Genomic DNA, 2598 nt, shown 5'->3' on the forward strand with positions numbered 1-2598 from the left:
GTCCCCGTAGGCGCGCGCCCCCGCCGGGGCCTCGCCGGGATCGGTCTCGGGTCGGGTGTCGTCGGGGCGGGTCATCGCATCGCTCCTCGTTCCAGGCCGCGCGCGGCCGCTCCCGGGGCAACCGCCCGCGGGCGACGCGGGCTCCCGCCCGCGTGAGGGCGCCGCGCGCGTTCCCCCCTCCCCTCAACCGACGAGAGGCCCGCCATGCTCACGACGCTCGCGGTCGTGCTGCCGATCTTCGCGCTGATCCTCGCCGGCTGGCTGGCGCGGCGGACCGGCCTGCTCGGTCCCGGCGCCACGGCCGAGCTCAACCGCTTCGTGGTCTGGCTCGCGCTGCCGGCCCTGCTCTTCGACGTGATGGCCCGCAGCGTCGGCCCGGAGATCTGGCAGCCGGGTTTCCTCGCCACCTTCGGCCTGAGCAGCGGCGCCCTCCTCGGCCTGACCGCGTGGCGCGCCCGGCGCCGCGGGCGGCCGCTGGCCGATGCGGCGATCGACGGTCTCAACGCCAGCTACCCGAACACCGGCTACATGGGCTTCCCGCTGGCGCTCGCCGCGCTCGGTCCCGGCTCGCTCGGGCCCACCACCGTCGCGGTGATCCTCACGGTCTGCGTCGTCTTCGCGGGCGCGATCGTGCTGATCGAGGCGGGGCTCCAGGGCGAGGACCGGGGCGGCGGGCGCCGCGGTCCGGTCGTCCGCACGGTGGCGCTGGCGCTGCTGCGCAACCCGCTCCTGGTCGCGCCCTTCTGCGGGGCGCTGGTGCCGCTGCTCGGGCTCGGCGTGCCGGCGCCCGTCGAGGCCTTCCTGAAGCTGCTCGGCGGGGCGGCCTCCCCCTGCGCGCTGGTGGCCCTCGGGCTGTTCCTGGCCGAGCGGCGCGGAGCGGAGCGGGGCGCGCGGAGCCGGCACACGATCATGTGGCTCGCCGGGCTGAAGCTCGTCGCCCACCCGCTCCTCGCCTACGGGCTCGGACGCTTCGTGTTCGATCTGCCGCCGCTCGCGCTCCACACCGCGGTGCTGATGGCGGCGCTGCCCACCGGCACGGGCCCGTTCATGCTGGCGGAGTTCTACCGCCGCGAGGCCGCGCTCACAGCCGACACGGTGCTGGTCTCCACGGTGCTCTCCGTCGTGACCGTCGCGGCCTACCTCGCCCTGGTGGCGGACTGAAGGCCGCGGCGGCCCGAGGTCGGGCCCGCCTCAGCGCCAGCCGAGCAGCACGACGAAACCCGAGAAGGTGAGGGCCGAGGCCATGAGGACGAGCACGCTGAGATCCATGCCTGCCGGATAAGGCGCCGGGGGGGCGGGCGGCCAGCGTGCGAACGGTCGCTGCGGCAGCCTGCCTCGTGGGCGGCTCCGCGGAACGTCGGCCGGGCGTGGGCCGGCGCTCCCGGCGGACACGGAGCGCTCGGCGACGCCCAGACTAATCTATGTTGTTTTGTGGGACCCGCAGCAGTTTTTACGGGATTTCCGCGTGACACGCCCGCCCGGTATGCGACATTCCTGCGCGTGCGCGCCCGGAACATGCATGCATGGCCGAGGCGGCTTGCGCGAGACTTCATGGCCAAACCCTTGATCTCCGAATCGGGAGGGCAATCTTCATGGCTGCGGAGAACCGGAACGGATCAGAGATGACAGAAGAAACGCTTGAGCTAGGCCCCGACATCATCACCTTTGCCGGCGACATCGTCGCGGCCTACGTCTCGAACAATCCCGTGCCGGCTGCCGAGCTGCCCGCGCTGATCGGCAACGTCCACGCGGCCCTGGTCAACCTCAGCGGGGGGGCGACGGCCTCCGCCGCGCCCGAGGAGCCCGTGGAGCAGCCGAGCGCGGCGCAGATCCGCAAGTCGATCACCGAGGGCGGCATCGTCAGCTTCATCGACGGGCGCTCCTACAAGACGCTGAAGCGCCACCTGACCAAGCACGGGCTGACGCCGCAGGCCTACCGCCAGCGCTACGGCCTGCCGGCCGACTACCCGATGGTGGCGCCGGGCTACGCAGCGCAGCGCTCGGCCCTCGCCAAGGAGATCGGGCTGGGCCGCCCCGCCCCGCAGGCCGCCCGCCGCGACGCCGCCTGAGCGCGTCGCGCGCATCCGGACTGGGAAGACCCGCCGCCCGGCAAGGTCGGGCGGCGGGTCTTCTGATATCGGCTCAGGAAAGGTCGATGTCGCCGGACATTCGCCGGCCTCTGTCCAGTTCTGCCCAACCTTCAGGCTGGACCTTCCGGGCGCGAGGACTTATCCGAGGCGCTCAACGGCGCCGCGGCACGAACCGCCCGGCCCGAACGGGAGGTGCCGTCATGGAGCGGCGGAACGATCGTGAGGCGCGCTGGGCCGCGGAGCGGCACGCGCGCGAGGCGGCGCGGAACCAGGCGGCCCTGCTCTGGTCCGCGATCCGGGCGGAGCGCCGGGCCGACGCGGATCCGGGTGCCCGGCTCAGGCCCATCCTGCTCGCCGCGCTGACCGACGAGGCCGGGGCCCGCTAGGTCAGGTCATGGGATCCCCATGGGCCGAGGCCCTTTCGGCGCCCGAGGGCGCTGTGCGGCGGGGTCCCGGGACGGCGGAGCCAGATGCAGGGCTCTGCCCTGCACCCGCCAAAGGTCTCGAC

The 2598-nt window shown here is 73.7% G+C and carries 3 protein-coding genes; all 3 read left to right on the top strand.

Annotated features, from left to right (window positions below; translation table 11 throughout):
• Window positions 1-204: 204 nt before the first annotated feature.
• The 3 genes from AX737_RS14430 (at window position 205) to AX737_RS14440 (ending at window position 2476) form a co-directional block, all read left to right on the top strand.
• On the top strand, window positions 205-1161 hold the full coding sequence (locus AX737_RS14430) for an AEC family transporter (protein WP_066922415.1): 957 nt from the start codon (window positions 205-207) through the stop codon (window positions 1159-1161).
• A gap of 461 nt (window positions 1162-1622) precedes the next feature.
• On the top strand, window positions 1623-2069 hold the full coding sequence (locus AX737_RS14435; RefSeq protein ID WP_066922417.1) for a MucR family transcriptional regulator: 447 nt from the start codon (window positions 1623-1625) through the stop codon (window positions 2067-2069).
• Window positions 2070-2290: 221 nt separating this feature from the next.
• Window positions 2291-2476 carry a hypothetical protein gene (locus AX737_RS14440; RefSeq protein ID WP_066922419.1) on the top strand — a complete coding sequence of 62 codons (186 nt, stop codon included), beginning with the start codon at window positions 2291-2293 and terminating at the stop codon, window positions 2474-2476.
• Window positions 2477-2598 lie beyond the last annotated feature (122 nt).

This window comes from Methylobacterium sp. CCH5-D2 (assembly GCF_001556475.1).
Lineage (GTDB): Bacteria > Pseudomonadota > Alphaproteobacteria > Rhizobiales > Beijerinckiaceae > Methylobacterium > Methylobacterium hispanicum.

What these genes read in the sequence shown, in the direction of transcription:
- AX737_RS14430 (WP_066922415.1), top strand. Translation starts at nt 205, where the DNA reads ATGCTCACGACGCTCGCGGTCGTGCTGCCGATCTTCGCGCTGATCCTC.
- AX737_RS14440 (WP_066922419.1), top strand. Translation starts at nt 2,291, where the DNA reads ATGGAGCGGCGGAACGATCGTGAGGCGCGCTGGGCCGCGGAGCGGCAC.
- AX737_RS14435 (WP_066922417.1), top strand. Translation starts at nt 1,623, where the DNA reads ATGACAGAAGAAACGCTTGAGCTAGGCCCCGACATCATCACCTTTGCC.